Raw genomic sequence first — 21427 nt, 5'->3', positions numbered from 1 at the left:
AAAGTGGCTTTTATTTGTACAGAAAATGCGGTAATTTGAGCAAGAACAGAGCATCAGGATGATGAATATGAACGCACCCCTCAACACCGAATGGGCGAAAAAACCGGATGACACGCCTCAAGGTCCAATTCAAAATTATCACGAGTTTTATCGTTTTTATTTAACCGAACACCGCAATATCATGAGCCGGCGTCTGCATATGCTGGGCAGTGGTATCGGCCTGATTTGCCTGACGCAAATGGTCAGGCAGCGTAAGCCACGTTACTTTGTCTATGGACTGGTGGCCGGTTATGCCTGCGCCTGGGTCGGTCATTTTTTCTTTGAAAAAAACAAGCCGGCCAGCTTTAAACAGCCGCTGTATAGCTTTATTTCTGACTGGCGAATGTTTGCCGACATTCTGCGCGGCAACCTGAGTCTTAAAGACCGCGCACTGGATAAAATTGACAACTAATCTTCATTTTTCGAGCAAAACTAAAACTTTCGGTCAAAAATAAGATGAATGGTCAAAAAATTCATTGAAATTGTAGAGTGAATGTTCTATTAATTGAAGCAATGCAGAGTGTATGAAACTTTGATGACATCAGTTTTTAACTTTCCAAGCCTGGAGTGACCTTTCTCCGGGCTTTTTTTATAGCTGGAATCATTGAAATAAAAAGAATGAAGAGAGTCAAAAGAGTGTGGACGTGCTAGCGTTTGATCACATTTCCCCAAATGCGTCCTGGCATCAAATTCTAGTACGTCCATGAGACCATGAATGCACGTTGGTTGTTATTGATATAAAAAAATAAAAAACAACAACTTATATCGTTATTATTGTGAGTCTTAGTAAATACCGAAACCGGCGCTGACTCTATCCCCAATACTAGGGATTTTGCATAAAAATCTGAACTGAAACAAAGCATCAGCGAAAATACAGGCAAGGCCTGCTCTTGAGCTGTAACTATGTAATAATGAGAGCCAATTTTTTGAGGTGTTTCAGGCAGGCAAAATGCGTGGCTTATATTTAATTACCAATGATGATCCGATTGAACTGCTTTTAGCCAAACTTGAAGGTGCAATGGCGACCTATGAAGTTGTAGTCTTGCAATATCGCCGTAAAAAGGTGGCAAAAGAAGATCAGGCTTATGAAATTGAATATATGAAATCATTGTGTGCACAGTACAAAGTGCCATTTGTGATTAATGATGATTTGGAAGCTGCGGTAAAATATGGTGTCGGCGTGCATTTGGGTCAAGATGATGGCTCAATTGTCGAAGCCGCAGCACGTTTACCGAAGAATGTCCTGATTGGCCGCAGCTGTAACAATTCACTTGAACTGGCAGAGCAGGCCATTGCCGATGGCGCTAACTATGTGGCATTTGGGGCAATTTTCGCCACCGATACTAAGCCGGAAGCTGGCAATATTGGTCTAGAAACCTTAAAGCAGGCCAAAGCAAAACTGAATGTACCGATCTGCGCGATTGGTGGGTTAACCGTGGAAAATGGTCAGCAGGTGATTGATGCTGGTGCCGACCTTTGTGCGGTGATTAGTGATATATTAGGTCGTCCGATGCATACCGTTGCTCAACGCGTATATGACTGGTCTGAACTATTTAAAAAGGCGGTTTAAGCCGAAATTTTTGTCTGATTTTATTTTGAGTTGAGTCGATTCATGAGCCTATCTCCAAAGCAAGAACAATTATTTAAACAAGCCAGCAAACATATTCCAGGTGGCGTGAACTCACCGGTGCGTGCGTTCAATGGTGTAGGCGGCACGCCGGTCTTTATTGAAAAAGCCCAAGGCGCATATTTATATGATGTAGATGGCAAACGCTATGTCGATTATGTTGGTTCATGGGGGCCAATGATTTTGGGTCATGCCCATCCAGCGATTATTAAAGCGGTGCAGGATGCTGCAGTAGACGGTTTAAGTTTTGGTGCGCCAACTGTTCATGAAACGACGCTGGCCGATATTATCTGCGAAATCATGCCATCAATTGAACTGGTGCGTATGACCAACTCCGGTACAGAAGCCACCATGACCGCGATTCGTCTGGCACGTGGTTATACCGGCCGTGACAAGATCGTGAAATTTGAGGGCTGTTACCACGGTCACTCAGATTCATTACTGGTGAAAGCCGGTTCTGGCCTGTTAACCAAAGGTGAGGGTGAAGCGACCTCTGCCGGTGTTCCTGCGGATTTTGCCAAACACACCTTAACCCTGCCATATAACGATATTGCCACCTTAAAAGAATGCTTTGCCAAGTTTGGTTCAGAAATTGCCGGGGTAATTGTGGAACCGGTTGCCGGTAACATGAACCTGGTTGCGCCAATTGAGGGTTTCTTGCAAGCCATTCGTGATGTCTGTGATGAACATGGCTCGGTGTTTATTATTGATGAAGTGATGACCGGTTTCCGTGTCGGCTTAGGCGGTGCGCAGGCGCATTATGGCGTTACCCCAGATTTAACCACCTTGGGTAAAATCATTGGTGCCGGCTTACCGGTCGGTGCTTTCGGTGGTAAACGCGAAGTGATGGAATGTATTGCGCCACTGGGTAAGGTGTATCAGGCCGGAACATTGTCGGGGAACCCGCTGGCGATGCGTGCCGGTATCGAGATGTTTAAACATCTGCGTGAGCCAGGCTTCTATGAAAAATTAAGTACACAACTGGAAAAACTGCTGGCCGGTTTACAGGCAGCGGCAGATGAAGCCGGTATTGCGTTTAAAACCCAGCAAGTGGGCGCGATGTTTGGTCTGTACTTTACCGATCAGGAAGATATCACCAGCTTTGACTCGATGCTGAAATGTGATGTCGATGCTTTCCGTAAATTCTTCCACGGCATGCTGGAGCGTGGCGTGAACCTGGCACCATCTGCATTTGAAGCTGGCTTTATTTCAAGCGCGCACAGCGATGAAGATATCGAGTTTACCATTCAAATGGCGAAAGAAACTTTTGCGGAAATGAAAGCTTAAGTTTGAAATCCTCCCTAACCCTCCTTTGGAAAAGGAGGGAATATTCATTTCTAATTTTGAAATTCCCCTCTTTTCCTTGCGCCATATATGGCTCAGGGTTAGGGGAGATTAAATTCTAAAACTAGGGATATTTATTCATGCAAACCAAACATTATTTGACTTTAAGTGATGCTGAATTTCTATTAAATGAAGCTCACCAATATGCGATTCAGAACAACTTTAATGTCAGCATTGCAGTTGTGGATGAAACCGGAAGTTTGCTTGCGATGAAGCGTATGGATGGTGTAGCGCCCATGACTGCAAATCTGGCAATCGAAAAAGCCAAATGTTCTGCCATGAGTCGTCGTCCGTCAAAGCTGTTTGAAGATATTATTAAAGGCGGTCAAATGGGGTTTCTGACGATGGAGACTTTCTCTGGCATGCTTGAAGGCGGTGAGCCGATTCTGTATCAAGGGCAGTTGGTCGGTGCAATGGGTGTGTCAGGTGTGAAGTCTTTTGAAGATGCAGAGATTGCTCAAGTCGCGATTGGGAAGTTTTTAGAACAAGTAGAGTAAAATGAAATTTTTAAAGATAAATGAATACCGAAAAAATTATTAAATTTTAAATAATTATGATATAGAAATTATACTATTTTTAAAAATTAAAGAAAGGAGAAGTATGATGGGGATGCTCATTGCTAAATGTTATCCAACAAAATTATTTTTAAAAGCTGCTGATCATACCTATGTTACATGTGGAAAAAGTGGAAAAAGCTGGGGATGTTGGGGAGGTAAGCAAGGAGGTACTGAGCTAACAATAGGTCAAGGAAGTACCAAGCGTGCTGATACAATTGCGGAACCAAATGAAAGGGCAGGAATTAAACGATATCTAATTGATGGTGTATGCCATCAAGCTGCTAATCGTATTCTACTTCCTGCTAAGATTTTAGTATCTCAGGCTAGAGGTTATCGTCTATCTAGTGCTGTATTTGGTACTTATGGAAAATCACCTTTTAATCAATATCCTGATATTTCAGGTGACCTTCCCGCATGTGATACTGGGGAAAATATTCATTCAATTAAGGAGGAAATAACTTTCTCCAAAAATGAGAACCTAAAAATTATATCTGCCAATCTGGAAATTTATAATAAGTATGCTAAAAAAAGTTTATTAACAAGCAATAATTTAGAAGAATTTTCGAATAATTTTTTTAATATGCAAATAGAAATTTTTACTGAAGAGGTGAAGATTTGGGTAGGTGAGTATATTTCATCACAGCAATTATTAGCATTACAGAAAGCTAAAGAATCTTTGGAACATAAACTATTAATACAAGATAGTTCATTATTGCTGAGTAACTCTATAAGTATGCCTGAATTTATTCGTTCATTCGAAAAAGTTACGAATGAATTTCAATCTGACATTGCAGACATATTGAGTGATTTTGAATATGCACAATTATTACAACTAAATCGTAATGAGCGTTTATCATTAATTGATCCATTATCTATTGATATAGCATTTGGAGAAGGTACATATAAAAAAGCATTTCCGGAAAGTTAACTGACTTAAGTTACTGTAATAAAAAGGTTGTACTATGTCATTCCATGGTCGAAAATTAACTCAAGAGGAGTATGAATACTTTATTACTAAGTTAATTGAAGAGCATGGAGACATCAATAGTGAAGTATTTGTACGTAAAGAGTTAGAACTTACTATTGATTATAGATTAGGAGTTGATTTTCCTAAAGATCGTCGTGAGGCATTATGGTTAGTGCATCAAAAAATTGAAAAAAAAAGGAAAAGAATGTTAGTTCGAAGCTTAATAGTAAACTTACTACCTCATTTAATGGGACATCACATAGCTTCTAGATTTATCAACTATATGTTGAAGGAATACTCGCATGTTTTATCAAATGATGAAATGAAAGATTTATTTATTGATAAATAACCTTATTATTTTAAACCTTGATTTTTTTATTTATTATAAAAAGTTGGACTTAATTTGTCCAAATGCTCCCTAACTGAGTTTCTAAACTTATCAGCCAATTCTCAGTCTCAGTTAGCATATACAGTCACCAGAAAAGCTGTCTGTCTTAAGCCAAAGAGAATCCCATGCTTTATCCCATGCCCAAAAAAATCCAATTTTCTCCCTCACAAGCCAAATGGCAACTGGCATCAGCACAATCAGTATTAGTTCTTGTAGGCTTACAAAATCTACGCATGATGCAGGGGATTCAAGACAGCCCACTGATGCAGAACCTGATTCAGATCAGCAATAAAGCCAAAGCTTTAGATATTCCAATTGTGGACTTGTATGGCGATGACCTGATTCAAGGCATGCAGCAACTCGGTGAATATGCCTCAACGCATCCGCAGCTGATTTTTGCCGGGCAGGTCACGCCGATGCTCAAGCAAATCTTGCCACATCTGCAAAGTGTCACCGAGCAAATCTGTGTAGTTGATGATGCAATTTTATTATCAAATCAAGATCAGCATATTCAGTGGATTGAAAATATTTCGGCACAGGGGATACATCACTTAAATACCTATAGCCTGACTCGCTTATGGGATTTAAGCGCACCTTCCGAATATGTATTGTCGACCAAAGGTATTATGTTGGCTATCGCAGAACAGCTGGATATGGATGCGCTGGATATCGACCCGCATGAAGATCTGCGTCACTATGGTTTGGACTCGGTAAGTATGGTCAGTCTGGTCGGTTTATGGCGTGCCAATGGCGCCAATATTCGCTATGAAGATATGCAGTCCAAACCCACACTACACGGATTGCTGCAGATTTTAACGGGCTAAATTTGCCATTTTCAGAAAATTGACATTTTTATTCAGCAAAATCGGAAAAAACGTCTGCAATTTGCGCAAATTGCATTGTAATTGTGGTGCAAGGTTTTTATCATTGCCGCCTTATTTTCGCGATCAGCCTGGAAGTGTACTTTGAGTAATTTTCTAACCGAACACCTGATTTATCGAGATGAAGATTTTATGCTCATCCATAAACCGGCCGGCTTACTCACAGTGCCAGGAAAAACAGCAGATTTACAAGACTGCCTGATCAGCCGTTTGGTCGCCATTGAGCCTAAAATCCTGTTAATTCATCGTCTGGATCGCGACACCTCAGGCATTTTGGTGTTTGGTCTTAGCCGCTTGGGGCAAAACAAGATTTCACGCCAGTTTCAGGAACGCCAGACCGATAAGCATTATCAGGCAGTGGTGGCCGGGCATCTATACGGCGAAGGCACCATTGATGTGCCGGTGGTCTATGATCCAACCCGTCCACCGTTGCATATGGCCGATCCTTCTCATTCGAAACCGGCGCTTACCCACTGGCAGGCGCTGGAACAGTTTGAAATAAATGGACAGGCGGTTACGCGGGTCAAACTCGTTCCCATTACCGGCCGTTCGCATCAGCTGCGGGTGCATATGCAATATCTGGGACATCCGATTATTGGCGATACCCTATATGCCACGCCAGAGCAGCAACAGCTGTCTTCACGCCTGTGTTTACATGCGGCGTATTTAAGTTTTCAACATCCTCAAACGGGAGAAACACTGGAGTTTAATTGCCCGGTGCCGTTTTAAGGGAAACATATCCTCATGAATTTAAGCTCACTTTTTGGTGGGCTTTATGTCAAAATATATTGCTTTACGATGTCAAATTTTGCTCAAATGGCAAGCAGTCCTTGAGTGATAACGCGACAGTCCTAACTTCTAGAAAAAGGTGGAAAAATTGCAGCAGTTTGCTATTGGTCAACGTTGGTTGTCAGATACAGAAACAGAACTGGGCTTAGGCGTTCTTATTGATGTAGATGAACGTTCAATCAGCATTTTATTCCCCAAGAGTGACGAAACCCGTGTCTATGCACGTAACAATGCACCTTTGTCCCGTATCGTGTTTAATGCGGGCGATGAAGTACAGGACCAGGAAGGCCTGAAATGGACGGTTCAGAGTCTGGAAGATCGCGGTGGCGTGGTGCGTTATAACGTGGTACGTCAGCTGGAAGATGGTTCAGAAGAACAGAAATCGCTGAATGAAACCCGAATTGGCGCGCAAATCCAGCTGTCTAAACCCTTAGACCGTTTACTGGCCAGCCAGATTGACTATAAAGAATGGTACGACCTGCGTATTGAAGCGCTGTTGATGCAGGCCAATATGCACAGCAGTCCGCTGCGTGGCCTGATTGGTTCACGCGTTGGCCTGATTCCGCATCAACTCTATATTGCCCACGAAGTCGGTAAGCGTTTTGCACCGCGTGTATTACTGGCCGATGAAGTGGGTTTGGGTAAAACCATTGAAGCCGGTCTGATTATCCATCAGCAGCTCAAAACCGGCCGTTCTGAACGTATTTTAATTTTGGTGCCAGATTCACTGCAATATCAGTGGATGATTGAAATGCGCCGCCGTTTCAACCTGCAGTTCTCTTTATTTGATCTGACCCGTACAGCGTCAATTAAAGAACACGACCCGGATTTAAACCCGTTTCTGACCGAGCAATGCATTATTGCCTCCATTGACCTGATGATTGACCACGAAGATCTGCGTGAGCAGGCACTTGAAGCTGGTTTTGACTTACTCGTGGTCGATGAAGCGCATCACCTGATGTGGTCAGAAGAAGAAGGCGGCAATGACCGTTATGATCTGGTCGAAGAATTCGCTGAACAAACGGCGGGTGTGCTGCTCTTAACTGCAACCCCGGAACAGTTGGGTGTTGAAAGTCACTTTGCCCGTTTACGCCTGCTCGATCCGCAGCGTTTTAGTTCGTTGGACCGTTTCCTGGATGAAGAAGCGCAGTATCAGCAAACAGCCAAAATTGCTGAAGTACTGATGTCCGACATGCCACTGGAAGAAGGTCATCTGGCTGCTTTGGAAGGCTTGCTCGGTCATCGTATTGAAGACCATCCGGAACAGCGTTTCCGCGCCATTCATGAACTGTTAGACCGTCATGGTACCGGCCGTATTTTATTCCGTAACACCCGTGAAGCGATTCAGGGCTTCCCGGGCCGTGACTGTCAGCCAGCACCACTGCCAGCCCCAGACCACTGGGCCAAAGAGGGCAAGCTACGTGAACAGATGTGGCCAGAAGAAGGCCAACTCGACGGCGCGTGGATGGAAACCGATCCGCGTGTAATGTGGCTAATGGAAAAACTGCGCAGCGATTTAAAACACAAAAAAGTGCTACTGATTGCACGTAGTGGGCCGGTGGTGGAAGCGCTGGAAAATGCACTGCGTTTACATGCCGGTATCCGTACCGCGATGTTCCATGAAGGCATGAGCCTGCTGGAACGTGACCAGGCAGCGGCGTATTTCGCAGAAGATTCCTATGGTGCGCAAATCCTGCTCTGTTCGGAAATTGGTTCAGAAGGGCGTAACTTCCAGTTTGCATCAGATTTAATTTTATTTGATTTACCGGCGAACCCGGACGTACTGGAACAGCGAATTGGCCGTCTAGACCGGATTGGTCAGGAAAATCGGATTCAAATTCATGTGCCGTATTTACTCGGTACGGCGCAAGAACGCATGTTCCGCTGGTATAACGAAGCGTTGAATATTTTCAGCAATATTTCCCCAACGGCGCAGACTTTGCAGGAAAACTTCATTGTTGAATTAAAAGACTGCTTACTGGCAGATCAAGGCCAGCAGTTTGAAGAATTGCTGGAAGTAGTTAGCGTACAGCGCGAAGCTTTGGAAGCTGAATTGCAGGAAGGCCGTGACCGCCTGCTGGAATACAACTCTTGCCGTCCGGTGGTGGCACAGGAAATTGTCCAGGCGCTGGAAGATTATGATGACAACACCACTTTGCCAATGTTCATGAAGCGCTTTATGGCTTCAACCAACATCGACTTTGATGAACAAAGCAATGGCACAGTCATCATCAAGCCAACAGACCAGATGCAGGTACAAGGTCTGACTTTAGATGAAGAGGGCATGACTGCGACCTTCTATCGTGATCAGGCACAAATCCGTGAAGATGCACAATATCTGACTCTGGAACATCCATTTACCGAAAGCGTGATGGAAATGATCAATACCCAAAGCTTTGGTAGTACCAATGTGGCGGTGTTAAAGTCAGCTGCATTACCGCAAGGATCGGTGCTGCTGGAAGTGTGGTTCAAGGTTGATGTGATTGCACCGAAAGCGCTGAACTTGCCATCAAGCTTGCCGCAGCAATTGATTCGTGTATTGCTGAGTGAAAAAGGTCAGGATCTGTCGCAAAAAATTGCCCCTGAAATCTTAAAACCATATTTACATCATTTAGATGGCAATAGCTGCCGTCAGGTGGTAAAAGCACGCCGCGAGGTGATTGAGCAGCGTTATGCACAGGCATTGGACATTGCCAAAACTGCCTTGCCGAGCTTAAAAGAGCAGGCCAAAGAAATGTATGGCGCGAAATGGCAATATGAAATTGACCGTCTAACGTATCTGAAGCAATTTAACCCAAGCATCCGTGAAGATGAAATCAGCCGTTTGCAGAAATTGCAAAAAGAAGGTTTAAGCCTGCTTGACGGTATTGCGGTTACCCCGGAAGCGATTCAGGTGATGGTGGTGGTTAAACCATAACAGTCGTAATTTTTAGAAAAGCACCTTCGTGAACTGCACCCCGAAAGTTGGACACTTTTAGTCTAATTTGAAGGGTGCTTTTTTATGCTGATTTGCCTGACATAAACAGCCCGGCGATCAGTGCACTAGAGTCCGGTAAAATGTTCATGCTAAGATGAGCCAAATTTTTAAAAGATATAACAACGATGGGTAAAGCATTAGTCACTTTAGGCTCTAAAACTTCACATGGCGGTGTGGTTGCTGAATGTGAAAGTTCATTTGTTATTAATGGCATTGCCGTGCATTTAAATGGCATGAAGCATTATTGTCCAAAATGTAAAACTACAGTAGCGGCCATTGCGGCCGATCCAACCACCCAGGTCAAAGGGCGTGGTGTGGTGATTGTTGGTGATAAAACCACCTGCGGCGCAACTTTCTTGCCTAGCCAGAATCTGGTGGTGTCGGCTAAATAAATATATTGGTCAGGCGTAGAGTGTTGAACCAGCCTGGCTGATCTTGAGAATCGCAGCAAAAAATTAAAATTACCTCCTGCAAAATGGATTATCTGCTTCAAAGACCTTTATGACCAAAACTGTTGTTTATTTTGCCCATGCCAATGGCATCGCCAGTCCTTGCTATCAGACCTTTTTTGATTATTTTGATGCCGATATTGAGCTGAAATATATTCCGGTCATTGGCCTGAATCCGGACTATCCGGTTGAGCCAAAATGGGAAAAACTGGTGGCGCAGGTCATTGCCGATATCGAGTTACAAACACCAAAACAGGCGGTGGTCGGTTTGGGGCATTCTTTTGGCGCGCTGGTGTTGCTGATGGCATCTTATCAACGGCCAGATTTATTTAGCCAGCTGATTTTAATGGACCCGCCTTTTGTGATTGGGAAATCGGCGCCGATATTCGAGTTATTACAAAAGCTGGGTTCAAAACAGATTGACCGTTTAACCCCGGCTGGGCTGAGTCTGAAACGTAAAGATACCTGGTCTAGCCGTGAGCAGGCCTATCAGCAGTTACGTGGCAATGCCTTGTTTAAACAGTTTGATGAACGCTGTTTTCAGGATTTTATCCAGCATGGTCTTAAAGAAGATGAGGCCGGTATCAGCTTACAGATTCCAAAACATATTGAAGCCAATATTTTTAGAACTGTACCAAGCTGGTGGTGGCGTTGGCCACGTAAAGCCCCGAATTTACCGGTGCATTTAATCACGGCAGAGCAGAGTGCTTTTTATAAGCAAGGTTTTCCGCAAGGACTAAAAAAGATATATGGCATTGAGTTTAGTGTTGTAGCGGGCGGGCATATGTTCCCGCTGGAATCTCCTGAGCAGAGCGCACGCGATGTGCAGCAGCGGATTCGATCAGCACTTTAAATAAGCAGTTTAAAATCCAGTTAACGGATTTGTGCTTCATCTAAATGGCGCGCGCCTTCGAGCAGCATCCGAATCATGATCATGGTTTGCTCGGCAATGATTTTACGTTCATTGGCGGGCATATCAATCACTTTGGCACCCATATTAAACACCAGCTGGGTAATGGCTGAAGAAACAATCTCCGGATGGGACAGTTTGCTGTTATTCAAACGCTCCAGACGAATCAGGTCATCTTTTAGTTCCTGCTGGAAATAGTTCAGCTGACGTTCCACTGCCTGCTTATAAGACGTCGATCCGGTATAGCCTTCACGCAACAGCAGACTTAAATTACCTTCATCAGCATCTAGCTGTTCAATAAAGACTTCAACCGAGGTGCGGATAATGCTGTTCTGTTTGGATGCTTTTAAACGTGCCTGATTCAGAATCTGACGCAGCACATGGCCGGCCCGGTCAATCAGGGCAATGGCCAGCTCATCAATATCTTTAAAGTGACGATAAAAACTATTCGGTGCAATACCGGCTTCGCGCGCGACTTCACGCAGGCTTAAAGAGGCAATACTTTTTTGGGGTCCGATTAGATTCAGTGCAGCCTGAAACAGCTCTTCCTTGGTAATGGTCGCTTTCCTGCCGACCGTACGCACCGTCATGGGTTCACGGATGTTGGGAACATCTTGGGCAAGAACATCATTACTTATTTTCATGGCAGGCTGAGTCATAGGGTCCAGAGCTGAAAGGCTTTTCAGTAGTATAGCCGTTGTGTGTGAACTTGTGAAATGAATAGAAACAATACAAGCGTATATACAAATATATATACATGTGTATAATAATTGAGAATTCATCGCGTGGTGTAGGCTATGCACGTTATCGAAAAGTCGAAATCTCCCCTCAAATCTCTTGCGAGTGCGATTGTTGATCCGTACTCGGCAAACTTCTGGTTACAAAAAATCAATCCGTTGTGGTCTGTGAATCAGGCATTGGGCAAGATTGTGCAAAAGCAGCAGACCGCGCAGGACACGGTCAGCCTGATGGTGCAGTTCAATCAGAAATTCCAGCTTGGACAGGCGGGCCAACATCACCCGGTCTTTGTCACCATTGAAGGAATTCGCTATGAGCGTACCTACAGCCTGACGCAACTGGATACTCAGCATGTGCTGTTAACCGTTAAAAAAGTCGATCAGGGTAAAGTCAGCAGCTGGTTGGTCAATCAGGCCAATGTGGGCGATATTCTGGAATTTGGCCAGCCTTATGGCGATATGTTGTTGCCTGAAGCGACACAGCCACTCATTTTGCTGGCTGCCGGTAGTGGTATTACCCCAATGTATAGCCTGGTCGATGCTTTGGCCAAATCGGGTCAATTAAAGCAGACCCCGGTTAAACTGATGTACTGGGTAAAAACCTTTGCCGATGTTGCTTTTAAAACCCAGTTTGAACAATGGGCGACACAATATCCATACTTTAGCTTTGACGTGTTTTATACCCAGGCAGGGGAAACACCGGCACAGCGTCTGAATGAAAGCCATCTGCAAACCTTTGAGCAGATTGAACAGAGCGCAGTCTATGCCTGTGGTCCATCGGGTTTTGCTGCACGGGTAGAAGAACTGTTTGCGCATGCACAGCAATTAAAAACTGAAGCCTTTAGCATGAGCCCAATGCTCAATGAAGAAGCTGGTTTTGTACAGGTGACCTTAACCCAATCGAATAAAACCGTGACCATTCCCAAAGGCCAATCTATTTTGACCAGCCTGGAGCAGCAGAATATTCAACCGAAGCATGGCTGCCGTATGGGAATTTGTAATAAATGTGCCTGCAACAAAGTCGAAGGCTCGACCAAAAATCTGGTGAATGGTGCGCAAAACACCGAACCGGGTAATTTGCTCAAGCTTTGCGTGAATTCGGCACAAACAGACTTAGTTATTGACTTATAAGCGGGTACACTCACTATGAATATGCCAGTAAAATTTGAATATTTTAAAAATCCTAAAAACCGCGAATTAACCCAATTAGAACTGGATGAATTGGCGCGTGAATTAGACGCCATCAAGCAGGAAGTGCTGGATGATTTAGGCGAAAAAGATGCCAAATACATCCGCCGTGTATACTCAACCATCCGTTATGCCTCTATTGCGGGTCGTGCCTGCCTGTTTGCCGGCTGGTTCCCACCAGCCTGGATTTTGGGGACAGGTCTGCTCGGCTTTGCCAAAATCATGGAAAACATGGAGCTTGGTCATAACGTTATGCACGGTCAGTATGACTGGATGAACGATCCAAAATTCAATGGTCAGACCTATGAGTGGGATATTGTCGGTACTTCTGAAAACTGGCGTCAAACCCACAACTACAAGCATCATACCTATACCAATATTAAAGGTATGGATGATGATATCGGCTATGGTCTGGTACGTCTGTTCCCAGAACAACGCTGGAAACCGGGTCATCTGCTACAACCGATTTACAGTATTCCATTCTGTTTACTGTTCCAGTGGGGTGTGGCGATTCAAAACCTGGAACTCGGTAAAGTGTGGATGGGCCGTAAAACCAAGGCTGAGCTGAAAGAAGAGTGGAAACCTTTACAGAGCAAAATCTCTAAACAGCTGTTTAAAGACTATGTGTTCTTCCCGCTGATTGCTGGTCCTGCAGCGTTACCAGTATTCACTGGCAACCTGGTGGCCAACGGAATCCGTAACATCTGGACCTTCAGTATTATTTTCTGTGGTCACTTCACCAAAGATGTTGAGGTATTCCCAAAATCGGTATTGAAAAATGAAAGCCGTGGTCACTGGTATATGCGTCAGATTCGTGGTTCTTCTAACCTGACTGGTTCAGAAGCGTTCCATATTCTGACTGGCCATTTAAGCCATCAGATTGAACACCATTTATATCCGGATGTACCGGCACGCCGTTACCGTCAGATGGCGCCAAAAGTACAGGCAGTATGTGAAAAATATGGTTTGCACTACAACAATGCCAGCCTGTTTAAACAATATGGCAGTGTACTGAAACGGATTGCCAAGTATGCGTTTCCGTTTAAAAAATAAGTATAAAATGCGTTAAGAGAAAAAAGGCAATTTTTATAGGAAATTGCCTTTTTTATTGTATAGAAAGAGCCATAAAAACTAAAAACAAAGCAGCCAACTCGGAAATCTGGAGAAAAAGGTTATTTGGTATGATTTTTGTTAATTGTTTATAAAATAATTCACATAAATGATTAACTTTGAGCATTTATGCCAATTACTTGATAAGTACAATGATATCCAAGCTTATATACTCTATGTGAGTATAAGTATATAGTTTTGATGAAAATTTAAAGCACAACAAGATTGATGACACTCAGTTAAATATGTATATGAAAAACATGTTAATTATTTACACATTTTAACAATTGGTAAAAATATTTAGGATTAAACATTTTTTAATTGAAAATCATAATCATAATCATAATTAAAATGCAGTGAATTATTTCTAAACAATTTGGAGGTTTATACAACATATACTAAACAAATCCTATGCTAGTTTTATAGAAGTAAGTATGCTTTTGGTAAAGAAGGAAAATGTATAAAAAACAAGGCTCGAACTTCCACACATCTAGCGCAGGTTTTACGCTCCTGGAATTAATGGTGGCCGTCATTATTTTGGCTATTCTCGCAGCCATTGCCATGCCTATGTATTCAAATTACATCACCAAAGCCAAAGCGCGTAGTGCCCAGTCAGATTTAGTTGCGTTAAGTTTGGTATTGGAAAGTATGTATCAGCGCAACTTAAGCTATGCAACCCCTACACCAAATCCAACTACAGATAATACGGAAACTCAAAATCACGCAAAAGGCTGGCAACCCGCGGCAGCAGATACCTTTAAATATACAGTAGAAATTAAAGATATTGATTCAAAACCTGGTTATGAGTTGATCGCTACGGGAGAGGGGAGGAATGCCGGATGTGTACTGACCTTCAGAAGTAATAATTATAAAAATATTGCTGAAACTAGTAATGGCTGTGGCGGGTTAAGCTCATGGTAAGGCAACGTGGCGTGACCCTCATCGAATTGATGATTGGGATTGCTTTGCTTGCAATTCTTGCTGTGGCTATTTTCCCATTGGGCCGGGCTTGGGTGGCGAATGCGCAAATTACCAAAACTGAAAAAGAACTATTGGAAGCATATGCGCGTGCTAAAAATGAAGCGTTAAGAAACCCGAATGCTGTCAAGGAAGGAATTAAGGCTGCCAGTCTGGAAGTGACTTCTACTACAGTGGTGGTAAAAGACAGTAACAATGCGACTATTTGGAGTTTCAATATTACTCCAACGGTCACAATTCAGTTGTCAACTTTACCAGCCTCAGCAGCCTGTGACTCAGCAACTCAAAAGGTTGAATTAAATAATAATGCGTCTTTACAGACAAACACATGTACCCAGTATTTGATTCAAGCGTCAGGAGGTCAAGATGAAGCAGGTTACTTCTAACGATCTTGGAATACCAAAGTATCAGCAGGGCGCGACTTTAATCGAAGTATTGGTTTCAATGGTGCTGATGGCAATTATTGGTTTAGGCGCTGCTTATATTTCTGGTCGAACAGCAGTGGTGCACCGTGATCAAAACTTACATCTCCATACAGTGAACCAGATGAGACAGTACCTTGAAAAAGGGGGGTGTCCTTCTGCTGCTGATGATGGCGTGAGTTATGTTAATGCACAAGATATGAAGGTCGCAGTGGAATGCGAAGTAATCTCAAAAACTTTTGAGATTCATAGCAATGGTTCCAATACGAATCAAGAGGTTGTCATACAATATCCAACACTTAGTGTAATTGAGGCGGCAAGCGAAGCTGATCTAGCAGATGGTCAGCTAGTTCCAGCTATCCCAGTTAAGATATCACCGTAAGAAGGAGAGCAAAAATGACGAGTTTAAAGCTTTCACAGCGCGGTTTTACTTTAATTGAAATTTTGATTGCATTAACGCTCTCAATTATCATTATTTTGGCTATGCTGCGTGCATTCGTGACTACGGGGAAGGTTACAGCCGAAGCATCATTTGGTGCGAAAACCGATAGTAGTTTAATGTTGGGTTTGATAGCAGTTGACCGTGTTTTGCAAGGTGTAGGTTACAATGTTAACAATCCTGCTATTAAATCTCATACTTTTCCAGAATCTGCTGATGGTGCTGAATATCTTGTTTGGAAAATCACTGATACTGAATGTAGAGCTTTAAAAAATGTCAAAGTAACTGATAGTGCTGATGGTGGATTGTATGTGTATGGTACAGATAGTTCAGGTTATGGATGTAGCGACACTCTGGCGAAGCCTGACTTAGTAGCAAATCCTACACTTAAGGTGGAGCGTTTAGTTCATATTGAAAAAGTAATAAAGACATCAAAAATTTCAAATGATTCTAATAAAATTGGTTCAATAAACATAGAGCTTAAAGATTTAGGTAGTGAAAGATGCACCCCTTTTGGTGTTGCCATAGCATCAGCAGCAAGTGAAGCGGCAGCAAGTGAGCCAGTAGTAAGCGGTGGTAAATATCAGGTTGTTATCAGTATCAATACTTACGCTGCAAGTACAGAAACTACAGCACGTACAATTGAAAACACAACATGCCTATTTAACTTTAAATAGGGAGGATTAGTCATGCAAAATGTTATGGATATGAAAAGAAATAAGCCAGACATTATTTCTTTTATAAAACAGGCGGGCGTATCCTCTCTGCTGTTTATTGTATTGGTTGGTCTGTCCTTAACAGTGTTAACTGTGGGTTATATGTCGACAATGCGAAATCTACAGTCCAGCGCAACCACGACTCACGCGCAAACTCAAGCACAAATGCAAGCCATGATTGGTTATCATGCTTTTTCTAAATATCTAAATCAATTAAGTAAAGAAGATAATGGGCTTAGACTAATAGATCAACTTTGTAATGGTGAAATTGAAGAGTCTAATCCAGAAACTCAAATAAAATTTGAACGTGTTGGTGCTTGTAATAATCCAGTGCTTAAAGATCAATATAAGTTTGATATCATTGGTAAAAGTGGCGGTGCTTCTGCTATTTTGCGCGCGAATTATAATATTACGAGTGAGCTTTCTAAGGAGCAGTTCAAAGGCTCAGTTTTTGAGGGTGGATTACAGGTAAATAAATTGGAGAGCTTAATTGCTGATGGTGTAACTTTAGAGGTTGGAGGAGGAAATATTTTACAGCAAAGTGGAACACCTTGGAGCAGCAAGGAAATTAGTGAAGCTGGCATTACCCTTAAAGCCTTTTCGCAAAGAGATTTCTTAAACCCAACAGATGTAAGAAAAGATGCTAATTATATTTTTTATACAGATGGAAATAATATTCCACAATGTAGAATCAATAATGTGTATAAAGGTGGTGCTGAAATAAAAACTGAAACTGTAATTGGTACAAATGGTCAGGGAGCTGATTGTAATATCGGGGGAGTTTCATATGATGCATCAAATAAACTATGGATTGTTAATAGTAATGCAAGCAATAAAATTCCAGGTGTTTTGTGGTTCGATGGTAACGTTAAAGTAAATGTATGGAAGAGTAAGCTTATACTCAAATATACGGTTGAAGGAGTCACCTCCCAATTAGTAACAAATTACCCAGGAAATATTCTAGTAAATTCAATTGTTGCAACGGGAAAAATTGAAAGTTCTATTGTTGAACAAAGTAGTGATAGTACAATTAAAGATGGTTTTGATGCATTAAAAAATCAGTTTAAAGCTATACCTAATATACCGAATAATATTAAGCCTGAAGAAATTGTTGGTTATGACATTTTTGCTCCACACCACTATATTTTAGATGCAGTTAATGATACGGATAGGGCAAGTCGATTAGCAAAAGTGTGTCCAGCTGAATACCCACTACAATACTGTCAGTCTCAAGATGCATTAAAGACACAGAGTCAACTCGAAGATTATCCAGCAAGTATAGCTAATGTTTTGTATCTTGCTCGAAATTTAGAATTAATTGGCGGTAAAGATGGTGGGACTCTTGTCTTAGTTAATTATTATGGCAATTTACTTGCTAACTCTGCTGCAGGAGGTACCGGAGGGGCTTCAGGTAAGTTGATTGGTACTGGCACGGTCAGAATTGAGGGTAATTTAATGGTTGTCGGTACTACGGATATGACAGAAATGTCAGGTGACTTTAAACTTAATTTAAGTAAGGCAGATGATCCTGGTAACTTCGTTCCAGTCTATAAAAAGACTTTTGGTATTGGCGGCATCCGCTACATGTAACCTCCAATCTATAAAAAACCCACGAAATGTGGGTTTTTTTGCGCATAAATAAATTTAAGCCAATTTTTTATAATCAATAATTTTAGGCAATACTTGATCGACACCCGCCATATAAGAATAAGTTGCTAAACTCAGCATGGCTTCATCTTCATCACTATTGCCATACGCGTAAATAGCAGCATAATTTTTTAAATCGTATTGTTCTAAAATCCGAATTTGCTTTTGTTCCCGACTACAATCAGCTGTAGAGTATCGTCCTGTAAATTGCTGATTTTCAATTTCTGTTTCGGTACAAATCAAACCAACATTTAACTGCTGACAAATATACTGTAAATAAATATCCACACTCGCAGAAACCACCACCACATCATCACCATTGAATTGATGTTGTTTTAATTGCTGTAACAGTTGTGGGTTTAGATCATGCATTAAATCTGCTGCATAGCGTTGTGCAAGTGCTAATATTTCAGTTGTACTTGCATCTTTGAACATGGCATTAAACAATTTAGGACGCATGGCATGTGCAGGGTAAACTTTTAGGTAATAGGCTTGAATCCAAGGTAAGATTTTAAGTCCTTGCTTAATAATATGCCGCTTAGATAAAGCATAGAAAATAAACCCTGTAAAACTGTCTTTGCTGCACAGGGTGCCATCAAAATCAAATAAGGCTAGATTTTTATATTTTTGGCTTTTTGCATGCATGTGGTATATCGCCCGTTGACCCGAGTAGCAAACCAGTTGGTATTATAATCACGGCTGAGTTTTGGCCCAGAAATTACCACCTCTGGCATCATCGCATAAAATGGTTCTTTGCCTGTTTGTTCCTGATAGAGTTTTAATAAGGCGCGATACGAAGCGGTATCTTCAAAATCCTGCTCTTTTTCTTTTTTCAGATCGGAGCGGATTTGACGTGGGGTGAGCACAATATTATGTTTGGCAAAAACACTAATCAGCTCGCGTTCAGATTGACTCTTGGCACTGCGAACACCGCCATCTTTGCTATAGAGCAGTAAATCACCATCTAGAGATAATTCGGCTTCGGTTAAATCATTGAGCATGCTCTGAAAAGCGGCATTACGGCTGGAATACATACCCGAGTTATAATCGGCAAAGCGATATAGCGGTTTATCATAGTCGGCCGGATACATCATCAGGCGGTGAATACCATAATACAGGCCACCATATTGGCTGTATAAATCGGTGCGTAATTCTGCAATATTGCCGCCTTGGCGTTTATGTTCCTTGGCATAGCTGATATGCACCTGCATCGAACCTAAAGTGGTAATCGGATTCAGCTTTTCTCCAATATTTTGACCAAACAGCTTGGCTGCACCGGTCAGGGCCGATACATGATAATGCTTGGCCATATAGTCAAAAATTTCACGATAAAGTTCATCCAGTTCCCGTTCGGTTTTGACCCGGCGCATCTGGCTTAAATAGTTATCTTCCGGGCTTGGATGGTTTTTCAGTACATCCTGAAAATAGCCGGCAATGGTGCCTCCAATGGCTTCACCGAGTTTATCTTTAAACTTCTCGTCTAAGCGTTCCTGGACTTCTTTAACCGCTTTTTCACCTAAACCATAAACCTGCGGATCGGCAACAAAGTTGGATTCCTGATCGACCACGGCGACAATGGTACACATATTTTCCTTGGTCTGCGGAATACCCAATTGTTCACTAATATCGTAAATATCTTTGGCCCATGAATCACGATCTTTCACGCGGGAAGGAATTAGTCGTTTGATCTGATCTGCATCTAGACTTGGCTCATCGCCTTTATTCCACCAGGCGCTGTCGCCACAGGCAGCTAAACTTAAAGATAACGCAATCAGGCTTAAAGGTTTGATTACAGATGACAGGAAGGTGTGTTTCATAAACAGGAAAACTCGGTCCAGACGGGTCAGCCTACAGGGCAGATGAAGTATACAGAAATTCGGCTATACAGGTGTGAATATATATGTATACGGCCTACGTTGCACTGTCAATTTTTATCTGCAAGATGCCAGAGAATTGAGTGGCTCAAAAAGCGGATATTGTAGGGTTAGATACTGAGTTCTATTTCAAAATAAAGCACTGATTTTAATTTGATGATCTTCTGTTATTTTAAGAAAATATTTAAATAAATAAGGGAGATGCTGTATAAAATCATCTGAATTATTTTTTAAAATATTATCTGTTATTTTTTAATGATTGCAAAATTTTCTAATCAAAATAAAGGGAATTATTTTAGCGTAGAACCGTGGTTATTTTAGTGTATATTTTAAATAAACCTTGTGTTTAGCAAATATAGGGCGTATAAAGCTAACTCTCCTTTGCGGGGTGGAGCAGTCTGGTAGCTCGTCGGGCTCATAACCCGAAGGTCGTTGGTTCAAATCCGGCCCCCGCATCCAACTTTTAATGCTTATAGTGATTGAATATTTGTCCATAATTGTGAGAATTGGGACAGTGAAAAGTTTAAAATAATCAAATTTGATTGTGTTTTTATCCGATTTTTGAAAGATGAAATTTTAATAAAATGGAACAGCTTTCTTAAATGATCACCTAAGCTCATATAATGAGTCAGTTATGTTGAATAATGTAGAAAATTGGCAGTTGGCCACTGCAGTCAATGGTCAGGAAATTTTTGTAAAAGTAATGCCGCTGAAAAAGAAGCAGCGCTCGAGCCAGGGTTTTATCTGGGTGGAAGTCGGTAAAATGATTGAGCTTCAGTCCGGACAGCAGGTAGAATTTAACCTGGATGGTAAAAGTTTTTATATTGCTTTAAATCAGTTATATAAATTGAATTAATTTATTTTTATTGCATTCAGAACAGAAGTCTGTATAGTGGTCGTTAACTAGAAGAATTACTATTGTTTCAGCAAATCTTTTCCCTCCGTCGTTTTTTAATATCCTTCGTAGTATCAGATTTTTAGTTTCAAAGTCATTTTCCAGTTAATTATTGGTTTATCTATGACCAATTTAAAAGTTTTTTAATACAGGATTATCTTATGTCAAATACAGTTACTGGTACTGTGAAATGGTTTAATGAAACTAAAGGTTTTGGTTTTATTCAGGCAGATTCAGGTCAGGACGTTTTTGCTCATTACAGCGAAATTACCAACCAGGGCTTCAAAACTTTACATGAAGGCCAGCGCGTTGAATTTACCATCGTAGCGGGTAAAAAAGGCGACCAGGCCAGCGGTATTACTGCAATCTAATTGCCGGTTTCGCTGCAAAAAGCTCATCTTCTGATGGGCTTTTGTTTTTTTAGCATCTGCTAAAAACAGATGTGCTGTGGTCGGTACAGATGCATAGAAATTTTGGTCAGAAGGCTTTAAAC

The 21427-nt window shown here is 41.9% G+C and carries 23 protein-coding genes and 1 tRNA gene; 21 read left to right on the top strand and 3 right to left on the bottom strand.

Going from position 1 to position 21427, the window contains the following annotated elements:
- Positions 1–67 precede the first annotated feature (67 nt).
- The 11 genes from F905_RS06915 to F905_RS06865 all read left to right on the top strand — a co-directional run bounded on the left by F905_RS06915 (position 68) and on the right by F905_RS06865 (position 10871).
- On the top strand, positions 68–451 hold the full coding sequence (locus F905_RS06915) for an Mpo1-like protein (protein ID WP_005178948.1): 384 nt from the start codon (positions 68–70) through the stop codon (positions 449–451).
- A gap of 537 nt (positions 452–988) precedes the next feature.
- Entirely contained in the window at positions 989–1609 is a 621-nt protein-coding gene (thiE, locus tag F905_RS06910) for a thiamine phosphate synthase (protein WP_005178946.1), read from the top strand.
- Positions 1610–1651: 42 nt separating this feature from the next.
- On the top strand, positions 1652–2953 hold the full coding sequence (hemL, locus tag F905_RS06905; RefSeq protein WP_005178944.1) for a glutamate-1-semialdehyde 2,1-aminomutase: 1302 nt from the start codon (positions 1652–1654) through the stop codon (positions 2951–2953).
- A 137-nt stretch (positions 2954–3090) separates the two neighbouring features.
- Positions 3091–3507 carry a GlcG/HbpS family heme-binding protein gene (locus tag F905_RS06900; RefSeq protein ID WP_005178941.1) on the top strand — a complete coding sequence of 139 codons (417 nt, stop codon included), beginning with the start codon at positions 3091–3093 and terminating at the stop codon, positions 3505–3507.
- 103 nt (positions 3508–3610) lie between these two features.
- Positions 3611–4495, top strand: a complete 885-nt coding sequence (locus F905_RS06895; RefSeq protein ID WP_155756625.1) for a hypothetical protein — start codon at positions 3611–3613, stop codon at positions 4493–4495.
- Positions 4496–4529: 34 nt separating this feature from the next.
- On the top strand, positions 4530–4883 hold the full coding sequence (locus F905_RS06890) for a hypothetical protein (RefSeq protein WP_005178934.1): 354 nt from the start codon (positions 4530–4532) through the stop codon (positions 4881–4883).
- A gap of 164 nt (positions 4884–5047) precedes the next feature.
- Positions 5048–5746: a phosphopantetheine-binding protein gene (locus F905_RS06885; RefSeq protein WP_005178923.1), complete on the top strand. Its 699-nt coding sequence runs from the start codon at positions 5048–5050 to the stop codon at positions 5744–5746.
- Positions 5747–5887: 141 nt separating this feature from the next.
- The gene (locus F905_RS06880; protein ID WP_034597840.1) at positions 5888–6532 is read left to right on the top strand and encodes an RluA family pseudouridine synthase; all 645 of its coding nucleotides are present in this window, start codon (positions 5888–5890) and stop codon (positions 6530–6532) included.
- Between the two features lie 139 nt (positions 6533–6671).
- Positions 6672–9509, top strand: coding sequence for an RNA polymerase-associated protein RapA (gene rapA / locus F905_RS06875; protein WP_034597838.1), 2838 nt, complete (start codon positions 6672–6674; stop codon positions 9507–9509).
- Between the two features lie 185 nt (positions 9510–9694).
- Positions 9695–9961: a PAAR domain-containing protein gene (locus F905_RS06870; protein ID WP_005178913.1), complete on the top strand. Its 267-nt coding sequence runs from the start codon at positions 9695–9697 to the stop codon at positions 9959–9961.
- Positions 9962–10070: 109 nt separating this feature from the next.
- Positions 10071–10871 (top strand): alpha/beta hydrolase, encoded by an 801-nt coding sequence (locus F905_RS06865; protein ID WP_005178910.1) that lies wholly within the window; start codon positions 10071–10073, stop codon positions 10869–10871.
- 20 nt (positions 10872–10891) lie between these two features.
- On the opposite strand, the gene fabR is transcribed toward F905_RS06865, so the two are convergent.
- A complete protein-coding gene (gene fabR, locus F905_RS06860) occupies positions 10892–11518 on the bottom strand; it encodes an HTH-type transcriptional repressor FabR (protein WP_228151050.1) in 627 nt (208 codons plus the stop codon).
- 207 nt (positions 11519–11725) lie between these two features.
- Here fabR and F905_RS06855 point away from each other — a divergent pair, with 207 nt between their 5' ends.
- The 7 genes from F905_RS06855 to F905_RS06825 all read left to right on the top strand — a co-directional run bounded on the left by F905_RS06855 (position 11726) and on the right by F905_RS06825 (position 18108).
- Positions 11726–12796, top strand: coding sequence for a ferredoxin reductase (locus F905_RS06855; RefSeq protein ID WP_005178905.1), 1071 nt, complete (start codon positions 11726–11728; stop codon positions 12794–12796).
- Between the two features lie 15 nt (positions 12797–12811).
- Positions 12812–13906 carry a fatty acid desaturase family protein gene (locus tag F905_RS06850; RefSeq protein WP_005178901.1) on the top strand — a complete coding sequence of 365 codons (1095 nt, stop codon included), beginning with the start codon at positions 12812–12814 and terminating at the stop codon, positions 13904–13906.
- Between the two features lie 513 nt (positions 13907–14419).
- Positions 14420–14884, top strand: coding sequence for a type IV pilin protein (locus tag F905_RS06845; RefSeq protein ID WP_005178899.1), 465 nt, complete (start codon positions 14420–14422; stop codon positions 14882–14884).
- On the top strand, positions 14878–15327 hold the full coding sequence (locus F905_RS06840; RefSeq protein ID WP_005178896.1) for a pilus assembly FimT family protein: 450 nt from the start codon (positions 14878–14880) through the stop codon (positions 15325–15327). Before F905_RS06845 ends, F905_RS06840 begins: the two co-directional genes overlap by 7 nt.
- The gene (locus F905_RS14965) at positions 15308–15745 is read left to right on the top strand and encodes a PulJ/GspJ family protein (RefSeq protein ID WP_005178894.1); all 438 of its coding nucleotides are present in this window, start codon (positions 15308–15310) and stop codon (positions 15743–15745) included. Before F905_RS06840 ends, F905_RS14965 begins: the two co-directional genes overlap by 20 nt.
- Before the next feature lie 14 nt (positions 15746–15759).
- The gene (locus F905_RS06830) at positions 15760–16479 is read left to right on the top strand and encodes a type II secretion system protein (protein ID WP_005178891.1); all 720 of its coding nucleotides are present in this window, start codon (positions 15760–15762) and stop codon (positions 16477–16479) included.
- Between the two features lie 12 nt (positions 16480–16491).
- Entirely contained in the window at positions 16492–18108 is a 1617-nt protein-coding gene (locus tag F905_RS06825; protein ID WP_005178889.1) for a hypothetical protein, read from the top strand.
- A gap of 54 nt (positions 18109–18162) precedes the next feature.
- Here the strand turns inward: F905_RS06825 and F905_RS06820 are convergent, their stop codons facing one another.
- Both F905_RS06820 and F905_RS06815 read right to left on the bottom strand, forming a co-directional pair.
- Complete coding sequence (locus F905_RS06820) at positions 18163–18819, bottom strand: HAD-IB family phosphatase (RefSeq protein ID WP_373366851.1); 657 nt, start codon at positions 18817–18819, stop codon at positions 18163–18165.
- On the bottom strand, positions 18777–19982 hold the full coding sequence (locus tag F905_RS06815; RefSeq protein ID WP_005178885.1) for a DUF1615 domain-containing protein: 1206 nt from the start codon (positions 19980–19982) through the stop codon (positions 18777–18779). Before F905_RS06815 ends, F905_RS06820 begins: the two co-directional genes overlap by 43 nt.
- A gap of 439 nt (positions 19983–20421) precedes the next feature.
- Here F905_RS06815 and F905_RS06810 point away from each other — a divergent pair.
- The 3 genes from F905_RS06810 (at position 20422) to F905_RS06800 (ending at position 21305) form a co-directional block, all read left to right on the top strand.
- Positions 20422–20498 (top strand) — tRNA-Met (locus F905_RS06810).
- A gap of 175 nt (positions 20499–20673) precedes the next feature.
- Entirely contained in the window at positions 20674–20895 is a 222-nt protein-coding gene (locus F905_RS06805; protein WP_005178882.1) for a hypothetical protein, read from the top strand.
- Between the two features lie 200 nt (positions 20896–21095).
- Positions 21096–21305: a cold-shock protein gene (locus tag F905_RS06800; protein WP_005178879.1), complete on the top strand. Its 210-nt coding sequence runs from the start codon at positions 21096–21098 to the stop codon at positions 21303–21305.
- Positions 21306–21427: the final 122 nt, after the last annotated feature.

It is taken from the genome of Acinetobacter sp. CIP 53.82 (assembly GCF_000369465.1).
Taxonomy (GTDB): domain Bacteria; phylum Pseudomonadota; class Gammaproteobacteria; order Pseudomonadales; family Moraxellaceae; genus Acinetobacter; species Acinetobacter indicus.
This window is presented reverse-complemented; position numbering and strand designations above follow the sequence as displayed.